The organism is Bacteroidota bacterium (assembly GCA_016213405.1).
In the GTDB taxonomy this organism is placed as follows: domain Bacteria; phylum Bacteroidota; class Bacteroidia; order Palsa-948; family Palsa-948; genus Palsa-948.
Genome location: JACRAM010000056.1, coordinates 30,416 through 55,004, shown reverse-complemented (window position 1 = coordinate 55,004; position 24,589 = coordinate 30,416). Strand labels below are relative to the sequence as shown.

The 24,589-nt window shown below is 40.1% G+C and carries 22 protein-coding genes; 7 read left to right on the top strand and 15 right to left on the bottom strand.

Annotation, left to right across the window (positions count from 1 at the left end):
- Positions 1–172: 172 nt before the first annotated feature.
- Positions 173–2,926 carry a PD40 domain-containing protein gene (locus tag HY841_06505; GenBank protein MBI4930394.1) on the top strand — a complete coding sequence of 918 codons (2,754 nt, stop codon included), beginning with the start codon at positions 173–175 and terminating at the stop codon, positions 2,924–2,926.
- 10 nt (positions 2,927–2,936) lie between these two features.
- Here HY841_06505 and HY841_06500 read toward each other — a convergent pair whose 3' ends face one another.
- On the bottom strand, positions 2,937–3,524 hold the full coding sequence (locus tag HY841_06500; GenBank protein ID MBI4930393.1) for a pseudouridine synthase: 588 nt from the start codon (positions 3,522–3,524) through the stop codon (positions 2,937–2,939).
- Between the two features lie 200 nt (positions 3,525–3,724).
- Between HY841_06500 and HY841_06495 the strand changes: the two genes are divergently transcribed.
- The 3 genes from HY841_06495 (at position 3,725) to HY841_06485 (ending at position 6,537) form a co-directional block, all read left to right on the top strand.
- A complete protein-coding gene (locus HY841_06495; GenBank protein ID MBI4930392.1) occupies positions 3,725–5,131 on the top strand; it encodes a T9SS type A sorting domain-containing protein in 1,407 nt (468 codons plus the stop codon).
- Between the two features lie 66 nt (positions 5,132–5,197).
- Positions 5,198–6,154, top strand: a complete 957-nt coding sequence (locus tag HY841_06490; protein MBI4930391.1) for a cation transporter — start codon at positions 5,198–5,200, stop codon at positions 6,152–6,154.
- A gap of 2 nt (positions 6,155–6,156) precedes the next feature.
- Positions 6,157–6,537 carry a VOC family protein gene (locus tag HY841_06485; GenBank protein MBI4930390.1) on the top strand — a complete coding sequence of 127 codons (381 nt, stop codon included), beginning with the start codon at positions 6,157–6,159 and terminating at the stop codon, positions 6,535–6,537.
- 22 nt (positions 6,538–6,559) lie between these two features.
- Here HY841_06485 and HY841_06480 read toward each other — a convergent pair whose 3' ends face one another.
- Positions 6,560–7,426: a universal stress protein gene (locus HY841_06480; GenBank protein MBI4930389.1), complete on the bottom strand. Its 867-nt coding sequence runs from the start codon at positions 7,424–7,426 to the stop codon at positions 6,560–6,562.
- 191 nt (positions 7,427–7,617) lie between these two features.
- Here HY841_06480 and HY841_06475 point away from each other — a divergent pair, with 191 nt between their 5' ends.
- The 3 genes from HY841_06475 (at position 7,618) to HY841_06465 (ending at position 10,445) form a co-directional block, all read left to right on the top strand.
- Complete coding sequence (locus tag HY841_06475) at positions 7,618–8,799, top strand: PAS domain-containing sensor histidine kinase (GenBank protein MBI4930388.1); 1,182 nt, start codon at positions 7,618–7,620, stop codon at positions 8,797–8,799.
- A complete protein-coding gene (locus HY841_06470; GenBank protein ID MBI4930387.1) occupies positions 8,796–9,854 on the top strand; it encodes a response regulator in 1,059 nt (352 codons plus the stop codon). The genes HY841_06475 and HY841_06470 overlap by 4 nt, the downstream gene beginning before the upstream one ends.
- A 186-nt stretch (positions 9,855–10,040) precedes the next feature.
- On the top strand, positions 10,041–10,445 hold the full coding sequence (locus HY841_06465; protein ID MBI4930386.1) for a hypothetical protein: 405 nt from the start codon (positions 10,041–10,043) through the stop codon (positions 10,443–10,445).
- A gap of 23 nt (positions 10,446–10,468) precedes the next feature.
- Here the strand turns inward: HY841_06465 and HY841_06460 are convergent, their stop codons facing one another.
- From HY841_06460 to HY841_06400, 13 genes are all read right to left on the bottom strand, one after another.
- Positions 10,469–11,257, bottom strand: coding sequence for an enoyl-CoA hydratase/isomerase family protein (locus HY841_06460; GenBank protein ID MBI4930385.1), 789 nt, complete (start codon positions 11,255–11,257; stop codon positions 10,469–10,471).
- Positions 11,254–12,354 (bottom strand): 6-oxocyclohex-1-ene-1-carbonyl-CoA hydratase, encoded by a 1,101-nt coding sequence (oah, locus tag HY841_06455; GenBank protein ID MBI4930384.1) that lies wholly within the window; start codon positions 12,352–12,354, stop codon positions 11,254–11,256. Before oah ends, HY841_06460 begins: the two co-directional genes overlap by 4 nt.
- A gap of 31 nt (positions 12,355–12,385) precedes the next feature.
- Positions 12,386–13,450: a 6-hydroxycyclohex-1-ene-1-carbonyl-CoA dehydrogenase gene (had, locus tag HY841_06450; GenBank protein MBI4930383.1), complete on the bottom strand. Its 1,065-nt coding sequence runs from the start codon at positions 13,448–13,450 to the stop codon at positions 12,386–12,388.
- 2 nt (positions 13,451–13,452) lie between these two features.
- Positions 13,453–13,683, bottom strand: coding sequence for a hypothetical protein (locus HY841_06445; protein MBI4930382.1), 231 nt, complete (start codon positions 13,681–13,683; stop codon positions 13,453–13,455).
- A 3-nt stretch (positions 13,684–13,686) separates the two neighbouring features.
- Positions 13,687–15,531, bottom strand: coding sequence for a 2-dehydropantoate 2-reductase (locus HY841_06440; GenBank protein MBI4930381.1), 1,845 nt, complete (start codon positions 15,529–15,531; stop codon positions 13,687–13,689).
- 64 nt (positions 15,532–15,595) lie between these two features.
- The gene (locus HY841_06435; protein ID MBI4930380.1) at positions 15,596–15,856 is read right to left on the bottom strand and encodes a cytochrome c; all 261 of its coding nucleotides are present in this window, start codon (positions 15,854–15,856) and stop codon (positions 15,596–15,598) included.
- Between the two features lie 13 nt (positions 15,857–15,869).
- On the bottom strand, positions 15,870–16,208 hold the full coding sequence (locus tag HY841_06430) for a PKD domain-containing protein (protein MBI4930379.1): 339 nt from the start codon (positions 16,206–16,208) through the stop codon (positions 15,870–15,872).
- A 39-nt stretch (positions 16,209–16,247) separates the two neighbouring features.
- Complete coding sequence (locus HY841_06425) at positions 16,248–18,173, bottom strand: cytochrome c (protein MBI4930378.1); 1,926 nt, start codon at positions 18,171–18,173, stop codon at positions 16,248–16,250.
- Between the two features lie 6 nt (positions 18,174–18,179).
- A complete protein-coding gene (locus HY841_06420; protein ID MBI4930377.1) occupies positions 18,180–18,647 on the bottom strand; it encodes a hypothetical protein in 468 nt (155 codons plus the stop codon).
- Between the two features lie 15 nt (positions 18,648–18,662).
- On the bottom strand, positions 18,663–20,135 hold the full coding sequence (locus tag HY841_06415; GenBank protein MBI4930376.1) for a YncE family protein: 1,473 nt from the start codon (positions 20,133–20,135) through the stop codon (positions 18,663–18,665).
- A 75-nt stretch (positions 20,136–20,210) separates the two neighbouring features.
- Positions 20,211–20,657 carry a hypothetical protein gene (locus HY841_06410; GenBank protein ID MBI4930375.1) on the bottom strand — a complete coding sequence of 149 codons (447 nt, stop codon included), beginning with the start codon at positions 20,655–20,657 and terminating at the stop codon, positions 20,211–20,213.
- A 373-nt stretch (positions 20,658–21,030) separates the two neighbouring features.
- Positions 21,031–22,272, bottom strand: a complete 1,242-nt coding sequence (locus tag HY841_06405) for a 2-hydroxyacyl-CoA dehydratase (protein ID MBI4930374.1) — start codon at positions 22,270–22,272, stop codon at positions 21,031–21,033.
- An 11-nt stretch (positions 22,273–22,283) separates the two neighbouring features.
- Positions 22,284–24,374 (bottom strand): acetate--CoA ligase family protein, encoded by a 2,091-nt coding sequence (locus HY841_06400; GenBank protein MBI4930373.1) that lies wholly within the window; start codon positions 24,372–24,374, stop codon positions 22,284–22,286.
- Positions 24,375–24,589: the final 215 nt, after the last annotated feature.

Sequence of the window (24,589 nt, the reverse complement as noted above, 5' to 3'; positions counted from 1 at the left end):
TGTATTTTATAATATGATTTATAGAGCGCATAGTAAGAGTCGTAAAACTAATAAAATGTTTCGTATCAAACAGTCAAATTTTTTACATCAATATTTCATAATTAATCCATGTGTCTAACAGAGGAATTATTTACATTTGTCGCTCGAATACTGCAACTAAAAATAAATTCACATGAAAAAATATTTTCTACTTTCTTTTTCTCTTCTTTCACTCTCATTGTTTGCCGGAGGCGATGAAAAAAACAAATCACCCATGCCTTCGCCCGCAAATACGCTGGTGGATAATGGCAACAAACTTCTCACTAAAGGAGAATTCAGCGCGGCAATAGCAATATGGACAGAAGTGCTAAGGCAGGATGTCGAGAATGCCAATGCGAACTTCAAAATGGGAATGTGCTACTACAATTCCATTGACGAATCTCCCAAGGCGTTGCCCTTTCTGAAAAAAGCAGCAAAAAACATTTCTGACAAATATGATTTCTTTTCTTCAACGGAAAAAAATGCTCCGTATGATGTTTTGTACTTTCTTGGCGAGACGTACCTTACTGCCGACCAGCCCGACAGCGCCCTTTGGATGTTTTTTCAATACGAAGATAAGTTCGGAGGATTTCCTCCCATTCCCGTTGACCGCCAAATCCGCAATTGCATCAACGCGAAGAATTCAAAAAAGAATCCGCGCGATGTAACTATGAAAAATCCCGGCAAGAATGTGAACACCACTTTTGCTGAAACTAATCCTGTCATCACCATTGATAATTCCGTTATGTTCTTCGCATCGCGTAAAGCAACGAAAGAACAGAACAAGCAAGTGAGCAACGTGAATGGAAAATATGACATGGATATTTATTACACGCACAAAGACGCTTCGGGAAAATGGGACCCTGCCATTGCTTTCAAGTGGAACACCGACAAAGATGAAGCGCCTCTTTACATTTCTCCTGACGGATTGACTTTTTACTTCTGCAAAATGGTGAACGGACAGAGCGATGTTTACATGAGCAATTATGTGGACAAAGTATGGAGCAATCCAAAACCTATTGCAGAAATTAATTCACCGTCAAACGAAACAGGGCTCAGCATTTCTGCCGATGGAAAATATCTTTACTTCTCTTCTGACCGCGCTGGCGGAAACGGGAAATTCGATATTTATCAGTGCGTGAAGACAGGAGCAAAATGGGGTGCGCCTGTAAATCTCGGCACAGCGCTCAATACAGGGTTCAGCGAAATTTCTCCCTACATCAACCCCAACGGAAAAACTTTATTCTTTTCTTCCAACGGCTACCGCGATGGAATGGGCGGCTACGATATTTTTTATTCTGAACTGAAAGATAACGGAACATGGTCTAAGCCCGCTAACATGGGCTTTCCCATCAACACCACGCGCGATGACATAAATTTTTACATCACAGGAGGAGGAACACGCTACTATTCCACGGTGCGCGATAATGCCAACAGTTTCGACATTTTCAAAATTGAAGGAGGCGGGTTTGCGGTGGAGAATATTGAATCAGGTGGAATGGTAACACTTACTCAGGAAATGAATGTATCGGATGTGGTGGAAGTTCAAAAAACCGTGGAGAAAGAAGTGGAAGTGGTGGAAACCGTTGAAACCACCGTGGAAGTGATAAAAGAAGTAGAGAAAATAGATGTGGAAAAAGATAAAATGAAAATGGATTCCATGATGGTGCTTGCGAAAAAGGAAGCGCAGCTGGAAAAACAGCAACTCGAACTTGAAAAAGCTAAATACGAAGCGCAGAAAGTTCAGGCAAGAGCCGACAGTGTAAAAGCAATTGCGGATATTAAAATGGCAGAGGCAAACAAAGCCAAAGCAGATGCTGAAGCAAAAAAATCTGATGCCGACAAAGCAAAAGCAAATGCGGACGAGGCAAAATCAGAAGCGGCAAAATCTGCTTCCGATGCAGCGAAAGCAAAATCAGACGCAATGATTGCTGCAGCGCAAAAAGCAAAAGATGATGCAGCGGCAGCCAAAGCAAATGCCGATGCAAAAATGGCTGACGCGAACAAAGCAAAAGCTGATGCGGCATTGGCTCAGGCAGAAGCCACCAAAGTAAAAGCCGAAGCCGATAAATTAAAAGCGCAGGAAAGCGCAGCGAAAGCCATTTCAGACAAAGCAGTTGCCGAACAAAAAACACTTGAATTGAAAAATCAATTAGCGGAAGCCGAAAAACCAAAGAACGAAGCGATGAAAGCAAAGGCAGAAGCCGACAAAGCAAAAGCCGAAGCCGATAAACTCAAAGCGCAGGAGACCATTGCTGCTGCGAATAAATCAAAATCAGACGCTGTGATTGCCTCAGCCGAAAAAGCAAAAGCAGACGCAGATGCGAAAAAATCTCAGGCGGATATTGCCAATGCCGAAAAAGCAAAAGCCGATGCTGCAAAAGCCGATGCCACCGCAAAGACAACGCAAGCAACTGCTGAAAAAGCAAAAGCAGATGCAGACAAAATAAAAGCGCAAGCCGACATTGCTAATTCAGCAAAGGCACAAGCGGATGCAACAAAAGCCGATGCTGCTGCGAAAACAGCGCAAGCCGTTGCTGATACGAAAAAAGCAGATGCAGATAAACTAAAAGCGCAAGCCGACATTGCTAACTCAGCAAAAGCACAAGCCGATGCTGCGAAAGCCGATGCCGTTGCAAAGACGGCACAAGCAGCAGCTGACAAAGCGAAAGCAGATGCAGACGCGAAGAAAGCCGATGCAGAAAAATTAAAAGCGCAGGCAGATATTTCCGCAGGAGAAAAAGCAAAAGCCGATGCTGCTAAAGCTGAAGCAAATGCCAAGACCGCACAGGCAAATGCCGATAAAGCAAAATCAGATGCGGAAGCAAAGAAAGCGCAGTTGGAAATTTTGAAACTAAATCCTCCTAAAACAGGCGGAGCAAAGCCAAATCCAGCGAACGAAAAATAATTTTTTAATGTTATCGGAGAGAAAGGAGGGAGTAACATTCCTCCTTTTTTATTTCTTTCATTTCGCCCGGCTGCAGTTTTTCTAAAGAAAGTTTTTCAATTGCGGTTCTGATTAACCGAAGAGTGGGGAAACCCACGCTCGCGGTCATCTTTCTCACCTGACGGTTTTTGCCCTCGTGCAGAGAAATAGTAATAAATGAAGTGGGAATGTTTTTCCTGAAACGGATGGGTGGATTTCTTTCTGATAGATTATTTGGCTCGCTAATAATTTCAATTTTGCAGGGAAGAGTTTGGTATATTTTTCCTTCAACTGAAATCGAAACTCCTTTCTCCAATTTTATTTTTGCTTCCTCAGAAAAAATTCCTTCCACTTGCGCGAGATAAGTTCTGTTATGTTTGAACTTCGGGTCAAGGAGTTTGTGATTGATGGATTTATCATTCGTCAGAAACAATAATCCTTCGCTGTCGGAATCCAATCTTCCCACGGGATAAACATCTTTCGGGAAATTAAAGCCGAGTCCGGCAAGAGTGGTGTGGTCGCCATCTTTCGTAAACTGCGAAAGCATTCCGAATGGTTTGTAGGTGATGAAGTATCTCAATTTTAAGAGAATTACCCGCCAGAATGACCCTGTTGGAGCGGCAAGGTACGAAAATAAAAAAGGGGAAATATTTTTAGATTTTATCGAAACGTGTCAGCAGGGCATGTAGAATAAAGGTTTTTGACAGTGCAAAAGTAAAAGAATGATGTTGCTCATGTCATTACAACTGCTTTTTTAATTCCTTTGTAAAAAAATAAATCATGAAAAAAATAATCATATCTGCAATTTTTTCAGCAGCTTTTTTCTCCGGTGCTGCTGCCCAGCAAATTGCCAACGGAAATTTTGAAAACTGGACTACACAAACTCTTTATGAAGATCCGAACGGTTATTTATCTACAAACGGATGGACCTACACGTCTCTGCCGGGAGGGAATGTTATAAAAGTCACACCTGCTTATCACGCCCAGTATGCAGTGCAGCTTACTACCATTCAAACACAAACTGATACTATGTTTGGTGGATTATTTATCGGCACACCGGGCAATCAAACCATTGATGGCGGTATTCCTTACACAGGTCAGCCCGATTCTATTTCTGTTTATGTAAAATATAACATCATGCCCAACGATACAGCATTTTTTATTGTGGCATTTAAAAACAGCGGAAGCATAATCGGCATGGCTGTGAAAACATTCACAGGATCACAATCAACCTATCAACGCGTATGTATTCCTACTAACCTTCCCGTTTCTCCTGCGCCAGATTCGCTGGTCGCAATTTTTTCAAGCTCGAATTTAGATCCGCCTCGTTTTCCAGGAAGCACGCTGACGCTTGATAGCATCACCATGATAGGAACAACACAGGCGTTTCCCAATCCAAGTTTTGAAAACTGGACTCCGCTTGTAACAGAAGAACCAGATAACTGGGCAACAATAAATTATGCAAAGACTTCAGTTGCCTCTTCAACAAAATCAACCAGCAGTTACAGCGGAACGTATGCGCTGCGCCTTGAAACAATTCAAACAAGTTGGGGAGATACATCGGGGTATATTACAAACGGCTATATGGGTCCGAGCGGTCCTGCAGGCGGAATGCAGGTTTTTGCAAATCCAAGCAAGATAACGGGCTACTATAAATATTTTCCTGTCGGCAACGACACGGCACTGGGTGGTGCGTTCTCTTATATAAATTCCGGACTTGTTGACAGCAACATAGTTTATTTAACTGCGAAAAATACCTACACATATTTTGAAATTCCGTTGTACTACACAGGGTGGCCATTTATTGATACACTAAATATTATTTTTACATCCAGCAATATGATAGACAGCTCCTATGTTGGATTAGGAAGTGTATTATTCATAGACGATTTGACTGTTTTATATAATCCGGTTTCTGTTAATTCGCCTGATAATTCTTTTTCTCATTCTGTTTATCCGAATCCGTTTTCCAATTCGGCAATTATTTCTTTGCCGAACATACAGGGAAATAATTATGACTTTGTAATGTATGACATGTTGGGCAATGCGGTGATGAAGAAAGAAAACAGTTCATCGAACAGCATAGTGATTGACAGAAACAATCTTCCGGCAGGAATTTATAATTACAAAATCACATTACGCAGCACATCCAACATTATTGCAACCGGAAAAGTGGCAGTGCAATAACTAAAAACATAAGTTTGTGGAACGGTGGTAATTCTCTCTGAGGTCAATAAAACAAAAATCCGCGTCATGCGAATTACGTTGCTCTTCAGCGTTGCGCTGATGGCAATTAAATTTTTTGCCTACTTCATTACGCACTCGGTTGCGGTTTTATCAGATGCGCTTGAATCTATCATCAATGTTGTGGCAGGGGGATTTGCTTTGTACAGCATTTACTTCGCTTCTCAGCCCAAAGATGCCGACCATCCTTACGGTCACGGGAAAATTGAAAATCTTTCAGCAGGATTTGAAGGTGCACTCATTTTCATAGCGGGAATTTCCATTATAGGCAACGCAGTATATTCTTTTTTCTATCCGCCTGTTCTTGAAAAGCTGGATGTAGGACTGGCATTTTCCGGATTTGCCGGGTTCTGCAATTTTGCTATGGGAAGTTATCTTGTGAGAAAAGGGAATAAATTTAATTCTCTGACAATGATTGCTGACGGGAAACATCTCATCAGCGATACCATTTCAAGCGTAGGGTTAATTATCGGTTTAGGATTGATTTACTTCACAAATATTTCATGGATTGATAATGTGATGGCAATTATTTTCGGAAGCGTAATTCTGTTTACCGGATTTAAACTCGTTCAGGAGTCAGTAACAAATCTTCTAGACAAAGCGGATATTGAAAAACTGAATCAACTCGTTGCTATTCTTATTAAAAACCGAAGAGCAAAATGGATTGATATGCACAATCTCCGCATTCTTAAATATGGTTCACGATTGCATATTGATGTTCATCTTACACTGCCTTGGTATGATTCGCTGGAAGAATCTCATAAGGAAATGAGTGCAGTAGAAAAAATTGTGAAAGAAAATCTCTGGGACGAAATAGAGTTTTTCATTCATGCCGATCCCTGCCCGACTTCATCCTGTCCATTATGCACGATTGAAAACTGCGCTCACAGAAAACATGCATTTGTAAAGAAACTGGATTGGACAATAGAAAATCTTTTACCCGACATAAAACATGAAATTTCCTGATTATGGCAAAACTTCCGATGATAATTCTCTATGTTGCAAATCAGGAGAGTAGCAGAGATTTTTATTCAACCGTGCTTCAGCAACAACCTTCCCTTGATGTTCCGGGAATGACAGAATTTTTTCTTGCCGATAATTTGAAGCTCGGATTGATGCCGGAAAAAGGAATTGCCAAAATCCTTGTTCCATTTACTCCTCATCCTGAACTTGGCAATCGAATTCCCAGATGTGAATTATATTTGTTTGTAGAGAATCCGGAAGAAGCATTAGCGCGAGCGGTAAAAGCAGGAGCAAAAGAAATCAGCAAAGCAGAAGCAAGAGATTGGGGCGACCTAGTTGCCTATTGTGCCGATCCTGACGGACATATTATCGCGTTCGCAAAATAAACACAACGCTTTTCGTAATAAATCAGGTTCGTGTTGAACTTTTTTTCTGAGATTGAATTTCAACTTCCGGCTTCATCAGTTTTTTATGAATGTTAATAGTGAGCACAGGCAGCGGAGAATGATTCACTAAATCTTCGGCAATGCTTCCGTTAAAGAAATGGGACAAGCCGTGTCTGCCGTGAGTGCCAAGCGCAATCATATCGGCTTTCATAGTGTTGGCATAACCTCTAATGCCTTCCTGCTTCACATCGTCATAATATATGAATACCGAATGTTCTTGAGCGCCTGCCTTTTTCTTGAATCTATTGATTGACTTTTGTGTTTCTCGTGTGGTTTCAAAGTCAATCCTTGTAACTACTTTCATGAGATCCAGTTTGGCTCCGATTGTTTGTGCGATTTTTTTAATGATAGGAAATACGATAAAGGTTTCTTCTGAAAAATCTGTGGCATAAATAATATTTTCCAATTTAAGATTTTTTATTTTGTTCTTGATGGAAAGTACAGGCACGTCCGCATCGCGGACAATGCGTTCTGCATTACTGCCGATGAACGCCTCGTGCCAGCCGCTTGCGCCATGAGTTCCCATTACAATCATATCAGCTTTGTGTTTTTTTGCCGCTTCATTTACTTTCCGACTAATAGAACCAACTTCAATGGCATCGGTAACTTCAACACCTTTCAGTATCGGTTCTCTCATTAATTTTTGCATTCTGACCTTGGTGGTGTTCATCGCGGCTATCATGTAAGGTGCGTCAGAAGTATTTCCTTGAACGTCCAACACGTGCAGGAGTAAAATTTTCGCTCCTGTTTTTTTTGCGATAAGAACCGCATAAGGAAATGTTGCTGTGGAACATTCGGAAAAGTCAGTGGGGACAAGAATTGTTTTCATAGGGGTAGAATTAATTAATTGTTTTTATGTTGATTTATAATCTTTTCAAAATAAGAATATCAAGATAGGTCATTACTGCGGTTACTGCAGGTTGTTATCGTGATATTTATCATGTAGGGGCAAATATCAGTATTTATTTTTGTTCTCCGCCAAATTTATACTTTCGTGCCAAATCTACTCTACAAAAGAAAATGGAAGGAAAAGAAGGTATTGAAGCCCTTTTTTTATTTGCTGTGGAAGGAATTCTTGTGATTAATGAAAAAGGCGAAATCACCAGAATGAATCCAAGCGCTGAAAAACTTTTTGGCTATGGAAAAAATGAACTCATTGGAAAGAGAATTGAAGTGCTTGTTCCACAGCGGCTGGCTCAAAGGCACGTTGAGCACAGGGATAAATACAATGAACATCCGCACGCCCGTTCGATGGGAGGTGGAATGGAACTTTTCGGAATGAAAAAAGATGGAAAGGAGTTTCCGGTCGAAATTAGTTTGAGTCCTTATTCAACAGATGAAAAAAAATTTACTATCGCATTCATTGTTGACATTACTCATCGCAAACAGGCAGAAGAAAAAATGAAAAATTATTCAGCTGAACTTGAATTGCAGGTGAAGAACCGCACGCTGATATTGGAGGAGGCGATAGAGGAACTGGAAAAAACACAAAAAGATTTGAATGTGTCTCTTGAAAAAGAAAAAGAGCTGAATGGTTTAAAATCACGTTTCGTATCAATGGCATCGCACGAATTCCGCACTCCCCTTGCCACGATACAGTCTTCGCTTTCGCTTGTGAAAAAATACGGTGAGATACAGGACATAGAAAAACAGGACAAGCATATCAGCAAAATAAAATCATCTATAAGTAATCTTACTGATATTCTAAACGATTTTCTGTCTGTCAGCAAATTAGAAGAGGGAAAAGTAGAGAATATATCGGAAGAATTTAATTTGAATGAATTTGTTTCTGAAATAATTTCTGAAATGCAGTCAATAACAAAAGGTGGGCAGAATATTTTTTATACCTATTCAGGAAATGAATCCGTTTCGCTTGACAAAAAACTTCTTAAAAATATTCTGTTCAATCTTGTTTCCAATGCAATAAAATTTTCTCCTGAAGGAAAATCTATCGAAATCTCATCTGATGTAAAAAAATCATCTGTGAAAATTATCGTAAAGGATAAAGGCATAGGGATTTCAAAAGAAGATCAAAAGTATTTGTTCGAACGGTTTTTCAGGGGTCATAATGCAACGCATATTCAAGGAACAGGATTGGGGCTGAATATCGTGGCAAAATACATTGAGCTAATGAACGGCTCTATTGATGTATCGAGCGAAGAAAATAAAGGAACAACATTTATTATTACATTTCCACAATGAAGAAAATTCTTTTGATTGAAGACAACAAGGATATGCGTGAAAATACCGCAGAGATTCTTGAGCTTTCCAAATACAAAGTTATTACAGCTAAAAACGGGAAAGAAGGCATTGAGCTGGCACAAAAAGATAAACCCGATTTAATTATCTGTGATATTATGATGCCGTTGATGGATGGGTACGGAGTGCTTCACTTGCTTTCAAAAAGCACCGAAACGGCAAAAATTCCCTTCATATTTCTTACCGCAAAAGCAGACCGCACTGATTTCCGAAAAGGAATGGAAATGGGTGCAGATGACTATGTAACGAAACCGTTTGACGACATTGAACTCCTGAATGCTATTGAGAGCCGGTTAAAAAAATCAGAAATGATGAAGAAAGAGTTTTCAAAGAGCATAGAAGGATTAAATGAGTTTATCACCAGCGCAAAAGGAATGGAGGATTTAAAAAAATTGTCTGAACAGCGTGAGGTAAGAACCTATAGGAAAAAGGAAAATATTTATATAGAAAGCAGTTATCCGAGAGGGATTTATTTCGTGGTAAAAGGCAAGGTGAAAACATATAAAACACACGAGCAGGGAAAAGAATTCATCACCGGGCTTTATAAGGATGGAGATTTCTTTGGTTATCTTGCTTTGCTCGAAGAGGGTCAATACACAGATTCCGCTACGACATTGGAAGATTCTGAAATATGTTTGATTCCAAAAGAAGATTTTTTTGCGCTTGTTTATAAAAATGCTGAGGTGTCGCGCAAGTTTATTAAAATGCTTTCTGACAATCTTCAGGAAAAAGAAGAACAACTTATCAAACTTGCATACAACTCAGTGAGAAAACGAGTTGCCGAAGCACTTGTTACACTCTGCAACCGTTACAAAAAAAACGAGGAACAGCAGTTCAGAATGAATATTTCCCGCGAAGATTTGGCAAACCTTGCAGGCACTGCCACTGAAACTACCATCCGTACCCTCAGCGATTTTAAGGATGAAGGATTAGTTGATATCAAAGGTGGAGCTATTGCTGTGGTTCAGTACGACAAACTCGCCAGGATGAGAAACTGATTTCTTTCCTGATATGATTTTTATCATTACCCTATGTGACAATAGTCATTTCATGTTCTGTTGAACAGCCTTATTTTCGCTGTTATACAATATTCTCTAAGAATTTAATTTATTGCAGCACCAAGAAAAAAATTGCAGTTCACACGCATAGTTCTCTATTCGCACTGCACGGTTAACAATACAACAATGAAAATCCTTATTAACGACCACCGAAAAATTTATGCCATTCAGAAAGAATTCAGCAAAATATTTCCTTATCTGAAATTGCAATTCTTCGGCAAACCGCATAAAGTGGGTGCGCCTTCGTCAAAAAAAATAATGAAGCATCCGAGCAAAACTATCGGGCAGTGCCGAGTAATTCACAATAAAGGAAAGCTCACCATTACGCCCACTATGTCCGTTTCAGATTTGGAACAAGGGTTCAGTGATGTATACGGATTATCTGTTCAGGTTTTCAGACAATCGGGAAGGGTATGGCTTAAAGCAACTGCCACTGATGACTGGACATTGGAATCTCAAAACAGGCAGGGCAAAGAACTTTCAGAATATTACGAGAAAAAATATTTAAAAGAAAACGAAGCGGCAGAATGAACATTCTGGCTATTTTATTGTTTTCATTTTGAAAATGCTTTATTGTTTTCCCAAATGGGTTTTCTTTTTTCGATAAATGAGTTTATTCCTTCATTTGCATCGTGGGTTTCCATCAACTGTTTTACGTACAGACTTTCTAACTGAGGAAGAAAATTGCTGAGCAGATGATTGAATTTTGCGCGTGAAGCACGCACAGCAAACCGCAGAGATGAAGAGCTTTTAGGTAAAATGTTTGTTTCAATCCATTTTTCTATTTCTGTATCCATGGCAACTCTATCGTCATACAACTCATTTACCAGTCCGATGGATTTTGCCTCTTGTGCTGAAATAGTTTTTCCTGTCAGCAATAAATCTTCAGCCCTCGCCAATCCGATTTTTTCAGGAAGAATGAGAGAAGCAGGTGGAGGAAAAACTCCGAGCATAATTTCGGGTTGACCGAACTTTGCCGTTCTATCTGCGAAAAGAAAATTACACATGATGGCAAGTTCCATTCCGCCACCCAAACATTGTCCGCTGATGATTGCGGCAGTCGGAATGGATAAATCTCTCAGCGAATAAAATAACTGATGAAACCCCCTGAGCATAGCTGCGGCAAATTCTTTTTTGTGTTCTTCCACACTTGCTCCAAATGAAAAATGTTTTCCTGCTCCTTCAAATGTGATGAGTTTGATTTCGGGTTTGCTTTTGAATTCATTAAAAACGGATTGAAGTTCTTCCATCATCAGATGATCCAGAACATTTCCTTTTCCATCCGTAAGAGTTATCCTGGCAATTGAGTTACCGTGAGAATATTTTACAATTACTTTTTTCATGCTTTTGCAGTTTGATATTGAGGAGAAATTAATTTATGCATTTCTTCGTTCCATTCTTTACCTTCAGCAAGCAGTTGTCGGAGTTTGATGAAATCCGCCTCGCGATTATCTTTGGGCCCGTCATTGAATGCTTTAAATCCTGCTTTCGCTTCTGTCATCATATTCAGTGCAAGCCATTCTCTGCTTGATTCTTTATTTTTATCCCAGTGCTCGAGTTTTTTCTTGCGCACTTCAGACAAAGTTTTTGCGAGACAATTCGGAAACGTGTGCAATAGTTTCGCAATAAGTTTATTGACGGCTTCATCCAGTATTGATAAATCAACCGTTCCTTTTGACATTACTTCTTTTCCTTTCTTCATTTCGTCTCCTGTTTTCATCGTGCCAAAAATAATTTTTCCGAATTCATCAGTATATTTATCTACAACTACAAGTGGGTTGGCAATAAATTTTCCATCTACTTTCAAGGCAGGAACAATATCTGTGATCATTCCGAAATTGTATGCCTGATGAGCTGTCCATGGTTCGCAAAGTGTGAGTGACATCATTGCTCGTTCTACTCCCACGTATAGATGAAGAAAATCTGTTGCACCGCCAATTGCTGCGCTTCCGTGTTTTGGACCTGCTTGCCCAAAGCGAGCCATATCCTGAGCAATCGTGAAATCACAAGCCATTCCGATTTCTTGTCCACCCCCTATACGCATTCCGTTCACTCGGCAAACTACGGGTTTTTCGCATTTCAGAATAGCGCTGACCATATCATTGAACAAACGCATATACTGTGAATACTCCTGAGGATTTCCCGAATAATATTCTGCATATTCTTTTGTGTTTCCGCCTGTGCAAAATGCTTTATCACCAACACCGGTAAACACAACCGCAACAACGCTTCTGTCATTGGACGCTTCGCCAAACGCGAGAATAATTTCTTTTACCGCCTGTGTAGTGTAAGAATTATACTGCTTGGGATTGTTGAGAATAATCCATGCGTTGTATAAATCCTTGACAGGTTTGCCGTCATGATTTATACAGGGGCGTTTTTCGAAAATAATATCCTTGTAGTTAGTTTCAACAAGGTTATGGTTTTTAAGTTCTCCCATCTGTTTTTTTATTTAATGATTTGTATTTTTTTTAGTTGAAGTCCGGCACCATTACCGAACGTTTGGAGTATTTATGTTCTAACGTATTTTTAAACACTTCATTTATTTTTGACATCGGGAAAGTTTGTACAAATTGTGAAATTTTTAATTTATCAGTTGCAATCAAATCCAACACTTCAGGATATAATTCGGCACGACAACCCCATGTTCCAATCAACTTCGCATCAAAAGCCATCAGATTACTCAGGCGAACTTCTACTTTATCCATCGTGAATCCAACAATGGAAAGCGTGGATGTGAACGTGATGAGATTAAAGGCCAAATCCTGTCCGGCTTTTGTGCCGCTGAATTCAAAAATCTTCCAGCCGAATTTTGGCGCTTTGATTTCTTTGGCAAGTTCTTTTACTTTTTCTTTAATTGTTTTTGAATCCAATTCTTTGATGTTAAGTGTGGCATCAACACCATTAGATTTTGCGGTAGCAAGTTTTTCATCATTAATATCAAGCGCAATTATTTTTGCTCCGAATATTTTTGCAATGAGCGCACCATAAATCCCCACACCGCCCACGCCAATTACAATGGCTAAATCTCCGGCTTCCAGTTCCGATTTTTTTATGACCTGATACGGTGTAGAAATGGCATCGGCAATTACGGAAAGTTGTTCGAGCGGATATTTTTTCAAAACCGAATCAGGAACAGGACATAAAAACTTGGAAGGAACTTTTATATGCGAAGCAAATCCACCCTGGAAATCATTTCCCGGCATGAGTTGGTTTCTGCAAATATTGCTTCTTCCTTTTTTGCATAGTTCACATTCTCCACAGGGAAGTACGGCAGGAATTATTACCGCTTTATTCATCCACTTGTCATCACCTGCTACAACTGTTCCGCTAATCTCATGGCCGAGTGTGAGCGGAAGTGCATGCTTTGTTTGCACGCCATAATGCCAGAAACTTAAATCGGTATGGCAAACTCCACAGCCGGCAATTTTCACCAGCACTTCCCCTTCTTTCAAATCAGGAAAATTAATTTCCGCGAGTTTGAACTCCTTATTGAGTTCTGTCATTTGCCATTGATATAATTTGTCGTTGCTCATAATTACAAATTGGGATTTTCAAATAAAATTGCTGTACCCTTACCGCCACCAATGCAAGCCAAGGCAATTCCATATTTCACTTTTCTGATATTCATTTCTTTTGAAATGGTGAGCGATAACCGCGCTCCTGTTGTGGCAAGCGGATGACCCATCTTGATAGCGCCACTGTTTACCAGATAGATATCATCGTAAATAATTCCGATGCCTTTTTCTTTGTTGTGAAATCCTTGCATAAATTATTTTATTGGTTGATGAGTTGCTTCTGTTTTGTCAAGCGAATCCGTTTTAGCAGTTGATTCTTTCGCATAGATTGCCGCCCCAAAAGAAACAACAAACTGTGGTTTTTCAACCACACTTACTTCCTTTTTATATCGCTCCTGTAATAAATTTTTTAAAAACGGATTATGTGCAATCACTCCTCCAATCAGATAAATGGGTGAGAGAGGATCAATTCTCAGTTTCATAATGCGGTTGACAATTGAGATGTAAATTCCTTTTGCGATGTCTTCAATCGGCAGCCCTTCAAACATCCAGCTCATGATTTCTGTTTTTGCAAACACAGTACAGAAACTATTCAGTTCTTTGCTGAAAGTTGATTTTCTTGCGAGGTCGCTCATATCGGAAATGCGGATGTCAGCGCGTTCAGCAACTTCGGTGATGAACGAACCCGTTCCTGCTGCGCATTTATCATTAAGATAAAAATTTTCAATGTTATTATCCTCTTTGCATTTAATCACTTTAATGTCTTCTCCGCCAATGTCAATAATGTTTTTTGCTCCCGAAAAATATTTTGAAACTCCGAGCGCAGCGCAGTTTAATTCTGTTTTAATCAGGTCGGCATCCGCAAAATGCTTGCGCCCGTAACCGGTCGCACAGATGTGGGAAACTGTATATTCTTTTTTCAATGCTTCAATCACATGGCGCACAGAAATTTTATCGCGGTTTAACGTTTTGAGCGCTGTTTGAAAAACTATTTTTTCATGTTCGTCAATGACCGTGAATTTTGTGTAAGCCGAACCCAAGTCAACTCCCAGAAAATACTTGAGCAATTTCGAACTGCCGTTTTTTGCGATCATTTCTTTCGCAACCATATTTTGCGCAACAGCAGCTTTAGCCGTCTGAACGGATGTAGAAAAATTTTTGTCCGACATCGCTTTCACCATGTTCGTGAAAGTAAGATTAAGGGAAGTGCGGACGTAATGCTTGCGTCCGTACTCCACAATTTTTCCGTTGAGGTAATCAATTTCAGTCGGACGACCGTTCAACAAATCAACAGCCAATGATGGAAAATGATTTCCTGCTTTGCCTAAGTAGCGAAGACAGGTGCGAATAAAATCGTCATCAAATTTTATTTTTTCAGCTTCTGCTACTTCCACCGCTTCCTCAATAATCTGCTCCACCAATTCAACGGTATCCGAGTTGCTCATGGCTTCTTTAATGGTCATTCTTCCCACGGCACACAAGGCGCTGAGTGATGCATTCAGAATGGTTTTTTCCCAAACACGTTTGAGTAATTCAAATGAACCGATGGATTTTGTTTCGAGCGAAACTTTATTCAGCCATCCGCAAATTTCTTCTGCTTGTGTTTTTCTTGAATCATCTACAGACGCAAGGTAATTCGGAGGAGTGAAGAATGTAACTTTCGTGCTGTTTGGCGCAGTGAGATTGCCTGCAAAATTGATGACCATGCGGAAAGTTCTGCTTTCTCCAATCACGCGAGAAGCCATCTGCTCGACATCAATTCCGTTCATTGCGCATATTACTCCAAGCGAAGTGTTGCTTAATTTCTCAATCTCCTTCATGGCGGAAGGAAGATGAGTGGTCTTTAGACAAACCACCAGCAAATCAGGATTAAATTTTTCAAGATCCGCAATGGAACTAAAAACATTTTTAAAAGAAGCTTTTTTGTTAATCACACCTTCCAGCACAACTCCGTTTGTTTTGATAAGATTGCTTTTTATTTTGTCAAGGTCACAAACAGCAACTTCCAGTCCCGCTTCCTGCAAGTGAACGGAAAGGATCATTCCCACGGGGCCGATTCCAATGATGGCAACTTTTTTCTTTTTATTTTCTGATATCATATCTTTCATATTTAAAAGATTATACTGATTGCCATGAATGATTACTATTCATTGTCTCCATTATTCAATTTATAGTTTTCAAAAATTTAATTATTTCATCTGATTCTTTTCCTATTAGGTAGGCGCGTACTCGCATGTGTGCTCCAATCACATCCCATTCTGCATCGCTGAAAGATGCCGGAGAAGGACTGTTATGACAACGAGCGCAGTTCTGCTCCCATAACTTCAAACCGGAATATTGATTTGCTGCAGTACCTTGCGTATTATCTTTTACTGCACAGCCCGAAATAATCAGAATGAATAATAATGAGTATAGCAGCTTCATTTTCTCTGTGCTTTTATTGAATAGTAATTGATTTTGAAATTTCATCCATTTTATCTTTCTTTGACATTGCCATCATCTTGATTGTGTAATTTCCTGCAACAGCGTATGTATGCGTTGGATTAGCATCGGTTGATTTTGTTCCATCACCAAAATCCCATTCACAGTTATCCATGTTAGTTGCGCAGGAAGAATTAAATGTAATGGATTCATTAATAGCTGCAATTGTTTTGCTTGCGTCAAAACACGCTGTGGGTTTTTTGACACATCCGGAAGAAACGATGGTTGCCACCAACAATGCAGTCAGAAATATTTTAATCCTGCTTTTATTGTTGTGGTGTTTTAGAATTATCATTTTTCTGTTTTCAGATTTGTTACAAATAATTTTTACATTTCAAAATCCTATTACCCATTGAAACATCAATAAGTTTTGGTTTTTGAAAAATATATTTTCCGGCACTCCAACCTGATAAGCAAGTTTAAAGGCAGATCGGCTATCCAACCAATATTCAATTCCCATTGTAAAGCGTGATCCGCTATTGTTCCATCGTGAAAAGACCGGTTCCTTTAAATAATCATACCTGAAAATATATTCTGTATTCTTTAAAAAATGTTCAGATGCAGTTGGACGATAAGAAATCATTACAAAATATAGTTCAGTAACATTGTTAAACCGATAGGTAGAATCGTTCAGGTTAACATCTTCTGCAGGAACGTTGAGTATTAGCATCGGATTGGCTTTGTAATAAACTTTATCTGCCGAAACTTTGCAGTGCTGTCCTTTAAAATCAATTACTCCTTTGAGGAATCTGAAATATTGATGATACATAATATCAGCTCCATAGAGCATTGCCTGCACGCCTGCATGAGGCGTTTCGTCTTTACCGACACGAGCCCGTTGTGCAAAAAATCCAATCTCCAGAGAAGAGTTGTTGGGAATGGGAAGGAAACCTACTCTTCCGCCAAGCGCTTTGTTTTTGTTATTATCAGTAAGATTATCGTAAGAAAGTTTTCCGGCACTTTTGCTGGTGTCATCCACCAGTGAAGGGCCGTTCGAGAAATACAGCGCGTAAACTGCTTTGATCTTCCAGATAGGAATTCCACCTCTCGCCTGCATGCCCAATTCTGTTTCAGGAAGCACTTGTTCGCTTCCCATTCCTGCCGGAGCATCGGGCAGACGATTCATCCAGGGCGCGTGCATACGTTCAGGATATAATCCGAATGGAGACAAGAACATTCCACCTGTGAGTGTCACGTAAGGATTTATGAAGTAAACCAGATCAGCATAAGCCAGCATGATGCTTGCACTAGTGGTAGCGGACGAAGCAGAGGATGTTGAAGTAGTGGTTGAACTCATTCCTCCATGCAAGGGTGAAGGAGAATTTGAAGTTCTCATTATCATTCCTCCCATGCTGCCAGATGATGTATTGCTTTGAGGTGAACCGGATCCTGCTGAAATATGAAAATGCGATTCAAACAATAAATTTTTTGATGGTTGCCATACTATAAGAGGCAAAAATCCCACTGCGAATCCTGCTGAGTTAAATTTTTTTCCGTCAATATTCATATCAATGTTTGCAGAGCCGGTAAGTAGAACTTTTCTTCTTTCTTCTTTTGAATCTTCACTTTGATAATTTGGATTCATACTGTCTGATGAAGCAATAACTGGCAGAGAAACGGGAAACGTATCTTTAGCAACAGTGTTTTTTGACAGTGTGTCAATATTAATCTGTTGTATTTTTTTGGTTGCAGCAATGCTATCCTTGTGAACCACCATTGTATCGAGTGCTTTTACTGCAAGCTTTGTTTTGTTCGCTGAAGAAGTATCATTGGAAATATTTTTCTGCTGAGTAGAAGTGGAAGTAACTGAAGGAGTAACAGCAACAACCACATTGGTTTTCTTTGAGGGTATTGGTTTATCCAAAACGGCAAGTGTGCGGATATAATTGATAACATTCCACCTTTCATTTTCGGAAAGTGCTATGCTGAAGGGTGGCATTGCATTTCTACCGGTAGTTATTTTATAAAATATTTCTCCGTCTTTCTGCTGCTGAAATTTTTTACTTGTGTGGTCGGCAGGATGCGGATTAAAATTCAACGATAAACTACCGTTTCCTTTTCCGGTTTCACCATGGCAGGCAATGCATAAAGTGCGGTAAGTATTCTTCCCGGCTTTTATAGATGCGTTGCTTGAAGGGATTGGATTTTTTTTGGCAGACCAACCTTGCGGAGCCACCCATGGCTGCCCCTGAGCAGAAGCAAAACATACTCCGAAAAGAAGCCATACAATGCCTGAGAAAAATTTATTGACTTCTTTCATATTATTTTATTCTACTACAGGAACAGTTACCATTATCATTTCTTTTTGCTGAGAACGTTTTATTTTCAGAGGTATTCCACCTCTAACCCGCCCACCGTAAAGACTATCATACCCCACCATATAAACGTAATACTTTCCCCACTTTAAATTATCGCAATCAACTTCATCGTTTCTTGGCGTGCCAACAAAAAAAATATCATAGTCAGATGGTTTTGTACCGGGCAATTCATCGGCATTGTATTTCAGAAAAACGGTGTCAGGATATCCCACATGATTGATGATTTTAATGCCGTGATGTTCAGCTGTAATCATCAACATTACTTCTCCTCCGGAACCGGCTTTGTGGCAGGAGGTAAGAACAAGTACAAAGTATAGCGTACAAAGAACAAAGTACAAAGAAGAATACTTGATACTTGTCCAAAGGACTCCTTGCGGAGATACTTGATACTTGATATTATTCGTAATTCGTTTCATTTGCAGTTCATAGTGTTAATGATAATGACCTGCCATTGCAGGGTAATAGGGGTCGGCACCCAGTTCAGGTTTATAGTTAGGAACAAGCTGTAATGTTTTCATATCAATTGCCGTCATATTTCCATTACGACCTCCACAGGCAGAAGAATGATGCGGAGCAGGTCCTGTTGGGTTTACATTGCGGTTAAGAATATAAACTTTACCGCTCATATCATCCGGCATATTGCCGTGTGGCTGCCATCCTGTAAAAATTTTACTTACAACAGTATGACTTTTGTAATTAATCACGTATACAGAACCGGTCTTTCCTGGAAATGTTACATCATCTTCCTCACAAGTGCAAAAAACATAATCAGTTGAACTGGAATAATGCGGGTGCTGAGGATATTTTCCTACGGGCACAACTGCAATTAAGCTGTCATTGACTGAACTGAAGAATCTCACTTCATTTGATTTCTGGCAACTCACATTATATTCAGTGCCATCGGGAGAAAAATGGATGGCATGCGGGTCGTATTTCGGAGGAATGTTGATAGGTTCACCCGGTTGAAGAGGCAATTGGAAAAATTCAGGATTGTAAATATCCGACACGTTTATTTTATAGATAAAATTTCCGGGCAATGAAGTTACATAAAGCCAATTATTTTTTAATGCGCTTCCATGTGGAGATTGCAGCAGCCCGCTGCCACTGTATGATGTAAGCAACGTCATGTTTTTGATGTTGACTACAGCAATTTTTCCATCGGCTTGCCAATCAACAACAAACGCTAAACTATCATCTGGCGAAGTAACAAAACTGTTCCATGAACCTTGCCCTATGTTTACCTGCCCGGCTAAAGAACCATCAGCAATCCGAAATTTCTGAAACACGCTTCCACTGTAAAAACACACAAAAAAATATTTACCATCGCGTGACATAGCAATTTGATGAGGCGACTCAATAGCATTGGGATTGCCACCCACATTTATACAGCGCATGATGGACCCGGTTGTCGCATCAACATTATATACATTGTCGCACCCTTGGTTGATAACGAATAATTGCTGATGTTCTGAAAGAGGTGAAAATGGAATCAAACCGTTTCTTGCTGGCGCACCTGCATTTATCCAGTCTCGGAGGGTAGTCATTTCGTCTCTTGATAATGGTTCCTGCCCCGGAGGCATGGTGGGTTTATTGGAAATTCCAAAATCACTATACGTGTTAGAAAAATACATAAGGAAACTCAGATCAGCGCGGTATGGAACAACGGCTGTATTTCCGTAGCGGCTTCCTTTGAATAAACTCGTCCAGCTTTCGAGTGATAATCCGTTTGCAGCATCTTTGCTTTTATCAGTATGACAGCCGGCAACCGCGCATTTAGTGAGAAGAATTTTTCCTACTTCAAGCGGGTATCCTTTATAATCAGAACCTGTCTCATCTTTCCTGCAAGTGATGACAAGAAAAGCGATACCCGCTAATGACATATATAGTATCAGTTTCTTGTTCATAAAAAAATAACTTGCCTTTTCTCAAAGGGATGAATACGCACAATTTATTCAATGAATCTAAAGGTAATTTTTTTTTCAAACATTCTTTATAAAATAAATTTCTTCATCGGCAGGCACTTTGTTTCCGTGTTTTTCACGAAGCAGTGTTTTGTATTTATTAATAATTGATGAAGAAGTGCTTTTTGTTTCGCTTTCATCCGGCAAACCCACATTGATAATTGCCGCTGATTTTAATTTTGTTGTGCCGTCTTCTATCTGTCGGTTCACTAATTTCAAACATCCGGTGAGGCATCTGCCTAATTCATCTAAGCTGCGGGGGCAGAAGCATCCTTCTTCCGGAGTTAGTTTATAATCGGGTTGAGATAGCAATGTTTTATTCGGAAAGATTAACGCAATGGGGTTTTCTTTTTCATCCTCGCTCACCGCAACATATTTAATGTAATGGCATACTTCACCGATAAGTTTTTCTAAATCGGCAGGACTTATCTTTTCTCCTGTAGATAGTTTAAATATATTGGTCATTGGTGATTGGTTATTGGTCATTGGTCAATGGTTATTGGTCAATGGTCATTAGTCATTGGGTCTTTGCCAATGGATTTGATGTAATTGTTAAGCATTTTTCCAATGGAGTAGTTAATTCTTGTATTTCTCTGCGGTTCTCAGCGTGATTTTTCTCTGTGAACTCAGCGGTTAAAAATTTTTCCCGAAGGGATGGAAACCCAACCGCAGAGAACGCTGAGATTTTCGCAGAGAGCCGCAGAGTGTGGATAAGTCCTGTCATGCTTGGGATTCTTATGTGCATATACCTATAACAATATTCCAAATCTTTTCTCCCATTTCCATGGAGAATTGATACACATTTAATTCTTCTATACTTTTCATTTGCTGATAATGACTAATGACTAATTACGGCTGTTGGTTTATGTATTGTTTTTGTACTTTCAATCTGTTCAAGAAAGGTTTCTATCTTGGTGGTGCTTTGTGCTTCGGAATAAAAACGCAAATCACACAAATCTCCTTCGATGGTTAAGGTGGGAATGCCAAGTTTCTCTGAGATTCGTTGGGGCATTCCGAAGCGGGAGTTGGAATTATTGGCGCAGGTTTTTGCATCGTGAAATATCATTCCGTCAATACGAAAGTCTTTTACGTGTTTTGCCAATAATTTTTCTTTCGCTGCTTCGCTTCGGTTGATAAATATTTCGGTGTATGCTTTGGCAGAGGATTCAAACGGATGTTTTTCATCAAAGGCATCAAACACCCAACTGTTGCAGTAGGTGGAAGCCACCACTGCGGCTTTGTTTTCGATAAACAGGTCTGACATCGGTCTTAGTTTTCCCCATATCGGCATTCCATCCCAATAAATTCTACTGCTTTCTTCGGCAAGAAACCCGATTTTCTTTTCCACATTATCCTGAAGTTCTTTTAACAGGGCGGTGTAATAATCTTTTGCCAGTTGTGTTCCGCGCAAAACCACAATGGGTCCCATGTGAATGGTGGCATCGAAGAAACTTATGGGCGATGGCGAAGCGGTTGCCGTCCATAATACTTTTTTCCATAGGTCGGTTGCTTCTTTACTGAGTTTTAATGTTTCGCGAAAGCGGTCGATGTCAAATTTTTTACCGCTTGCTTTTTCACAGGCAGGGATCATTGCCTTAAATTGCGCGCTCACATCAGCAATATGCGCATCGCTTACTTCATCCATATAGCGCGGAGGAGTGATTCCGGCAATGGGGCAATTCATTTCCTTGGCAAAATAGTTCATCCAATCCTGAACTTCGCGGCATTGGTTGGTGTTGTAAACTATCAGAGCGGGTTTTGGAGGTCCAGCCAAACCATAATGTTCCTGCAGCGGAGTTTGCTTTTTTAAATACGAACCAATATCGGCAGTCAGGTAGGAACATATATCATTGTTATATCCAAGTTTTGTGCTTTCGGGAATAAGGTCGCCTGCCGTGCGTGTGGCGCCTAATAATGCTCCGTGATTTTCGGGAAAGTGAACTTCAAAGCCAAAGGAGCGAAGCAATTCGGCTGGTCCAACACTGGTGCACCATGCCATCTTCTTGGATGTGTCTTTCATCCCCAGAAAATAGTTTGTCATTATTTCCTTTAACAGTTTTGCGGATTGGATTTTGTACATAGTTGTAGTATTTAAATTTTTATCCTTGCATCCACCACAAGCGCTTTATCCTCAAAAGCCATGATAGGGTTCAAATCCATTTCCTGAATTTGAGGGAAATCGGTAACCAATTGCGAGAGCCGTTGAATAATTTCAATCACGCTTTCTTTGTGAATTGGTTTTTCACCCCGCGCTCCATCCAATATTTTTGATGCCTTGATGGAGGAAAGCATTTCTGTTGCTTCCAGTTCTGTTACAGGCGCGATTTTGAAAACAACATCTTTTAATACTTCCACATAAATTCCTCCTATGCCGAACATAATCAAAGGTTCGAGGTCGCGTTGCGCGCTCACACCGGCAATCAGTTCTCTTCCTCCGGGAAGAAATTTCTGGATGAAGAATTTCAAATCTTTTAGTTGGAATTTCTTTTGAAACTTTTCCACGGTGGTCAGCACTTCATCCATATTTTTCAAATTAACCACCACTCCTCCTAAATCGCTTTTATGAACCAATGATTCTGCATCGGCTTTCATCACCACCGGAAAACCTATTTCCTTTACTGCCTTTGCCACATCATACGCACGGTCAGCAATTCTCCAATCCGCTATTGGAATTTTATAGGCGGAAAGCAAATTATATACCTGCGTGGAGGAAAGAAATTCCTTGCCTTCTTTTTTAGCTTCAGCAAAAATTGTTTCGGCTTTCATTTTATTTACATCTGTAAAAACTTTTGCCTCGCCAATATTCCTCGAACGCACTTTGTGATATTTATACAATGCGCCCAGCGCCTTTGCGGCAGTGGTAGGGAAACTGTAACAAGGAATGCCTCCTTCTTTCAGAATCTTAGCCGTTACTTTGAAACGATCCAGCGACATATTCGTCATGAAATTGCAAACGATGGGTTTGCGCTTCATCTTATTCACTTCAACAATATTTTTTGCCACCTCATCAACATCGGTAAACGGTGCAGTTACAAAATTTATATAGATGGAATCAATTGTATCTTCCTCCATCAGCACATCCAGCGCGCTGCGGAAATGTTTTCCTCCCGCAGTTGCAACCACATCAACCGGATTTCCGATAGATGCTTCCGGAAGCATTGTTTCTTTTAAAATCTTTTTTGCTTTTTCGGAAAGCGCAGGAAGCTGCAAACCAGCACTTACCAATTCATCAGTAGCGATAACGGCAGGTCCTCCTGTATTTGTGATAATGCCCACTCTGTTCCCTTTCGGGATGGGCTGTGTGGCAAATGCCATTGCAATCTGACACATTTCTTCCTCATTATTAAATGCGAGTATTCCGGTTTTTTCAAAAATCAATTCGGTGGCGATATCCACACCGGCAAGCGAACCTGTGTGCGAGGCGGCAGCTTGCGCTCCTGCTTCGGTTCTTCCGGCTTTCATAGCGAGAATTGGTTTTTTCTTTGAAACTATTTTTGCCACTTCCATAAATTCTCTTGGATTGTGAAATCCTTCGGTATATAAAAGGATGGCTTTTGTTCCTTCATCCTCACCGTAATAACTCACCACATCTGAAATAGAAATATCGCAGGCATTACCGTTGGAAGCATACATGCGCATGCCGATATCCAAATCAAACATGCTCTGCATAATGATAGCGCCCACTCCTCCGCTTAATGCAACAATTGAAATAGCGCCCGGTTCAGGAAATGTAAACGTGAAATCGCAATACGCTTTCAGGTCAGGATCTGAATTAATTATTCCCTGGCAATTCGGTCCGAAGATTCTCACTCCGTATTCTTTTGCTTTTGCCAAAAATGCTTTTTGAAGAACCATGCCTTCAGCACCCATTTCGCTGAAGCCGGCAGAGTTAATGATAACGGATTTGATTCCTTTCTTGCCGCAGTCCTCAATTATCTGCGGAACAAATTTGCTGGGGATTATTACATGTGCCAAATCAATTTCTCCGGGCACATCAAAAATGGTTGGATATGCTTTTACGCCTCTTACTTCCGGTTCTTTTGGATTGATAGGATAAATTTTTCCTGTATAGCCGTAATGAACAAGATTTTTTAAAATGACATTTCCAATGGAAAGTTCTTTGGATGAAGCGCCAATAATGGCAATAGATTTAGGTTTGAAAAGAGAATCCAGTTCATGCACCACTTTTGATGTTGTCTTTTTTTCTTTTGTTTCCACATAATTCATGACAAACTATTTTTTTAAGGTCAACTATTTAATTCTTCCAACCCCCTACAAGTCCTTCCCTTCGGGAAGGATTTACCCCGTTGGAATTATTTCCTACGGGGTTTAGGATGGGCTTCATTTCACCGAAACAATGATGCCAAGGCAGGCAAGAACTGCCTGCCCTTTGTAAG

Excerpts from the sequence above, each read along its gene's own strand:
- HY841_06505 (MBI4930394.1), top strand. The coding sequence starts at position 173 with ATGAAAAAATATTTTCTACTTTCTTTTTCTCTTCTTTCACTCTCATTG.
- HY841_06495 (MBI4930392.1), top strand. The coding sequence starts at position 3,725 with ATGAAAAAAATAATCATATCTGCAATTTTTTCAGCAGCTTTTTTCTCC.
- HY841_06490 (MBI4930391.1), top strand. The coding sequence starts at position 5,198 with ATGCGAATTACGTTGCTCTTCAGCGTTGCGCTGATGGCAATTAAATTT.
- HY841_06485 (MBI4930390.1), top strand. The coding sequence starts at position 6,157 with ATGGCAAAACTTCCGATGATAATTCTCTATGTTGCAAATCAGGAGAGT.
- HY841_06480 (MBI4930389.1), bottom strand. The coding sequence starts at position 7,426 with ATGAAAACAATTCTTGTCCCCACTGACTTTTCCGAATGTTCCACAGCA.
- HY841_06475 (MBI4930388.1), top strand. The coding sequence starts at position 7,618 with ATGGAAGGAAAAGAAGGTATTGAAGCCCTTTTTTTATTTGCTGTGGAA.
- HY841_06470 (MBI4930387.1), top strand. The coding sequence starts at position 8,796 with ATGAAGAAAATTCTTTTGATTGAAGACAACAAGGATATGCGTGAAAAT.
- HY841_06465 (MBI4930386.1), top strand. The coding sequence starts at position 10,041 with ATGAAAATCCTTATTAACGACCACCGAAAAATTTATGCCATTCAGAAA.
- HY841_06460 (MBI4930385.1), bottom strand. The coding sequence starts at position 11,257 with ATGAAAAAAGTAATTGTAAAATATTCTCACGGTAACTCAATTGCCAGG.
- oah (MBI4930384.1), bottom strand. The coding sequence starts at position 12,354 with ATGGGAGAACTTAAAAACCATAACCTTGTTGAAACTAACTACAAGGAT.
- had (MBI4930383.1), bottom strand. The coding sequence starts at position 13,450 with ATGAGCAACGACAAATTATATCAATGGCAAATGACAGAACTCAATAAG.
- HY841_06445 (MBI4930382.1), bottom strand. The coding sequence starts at position 13,683 with ATGCAAGGATTTCACAACAAAGAAAAAGGCATCGGAATTATTTACGAT.
- HY841_06440 (MBI4930381.1), bottom strand. The coding sequence starts at position 15,531 with ATGATATCAGAAAATAAAAAGAAAAAAGTTGCCATCATTGGAATCGGC.
- HY841_06435 (MBI4930380.1), bottom strand. The coding sequence starts at position 15,856 with ATGAAGCTGCTATACTCATTATTATTCATTCTGATTATTTCGGGCTGT.
- HY841_06430 (MBI4930379.1), bottom strand. The coding sequence starts at position 16,208 with ATGATAATTCTAAAACACCACAACAATAAAAGCAGGATTAAAATATTT.
- HY841_06425 (MBI4930378.1), bottom strand. The coding sequence starts at position 18,173 with ATGAAAGAAGTCAATAAATTTTTCTCAGGCATTGTATGGCTTCTTTTC.
- HY841_06420 (MBI4930377.1), bottom strand. The coding sequence starts at position 18,647 with ATGAAACGAATTACGAATAATATCAAGTATCAAGTATCTCCGCAAGGA.
- HY841_06415 (MBI4930376.1), bottom strand. The coding sequence starts at position 20,135 with ATGAACAAGAAACTGATACTATATATGTCATTAGCGGGTATCGCTTTT.
- HY841_06410 (MBI4930375.1), bottom strand. The coding sequence starts at position 20,657 with ATGACCAATATATTTAAACTATCTACAGGAGAAAAGATAAGTCCTGCC.
- HY841_06405 (MBI4930374.1), bottom strand. The coding sequence starts at position 22,272 with ATGTACAAAATCCAATCCGCAAAACTGTTAAAGGAAATAATGACAAAC.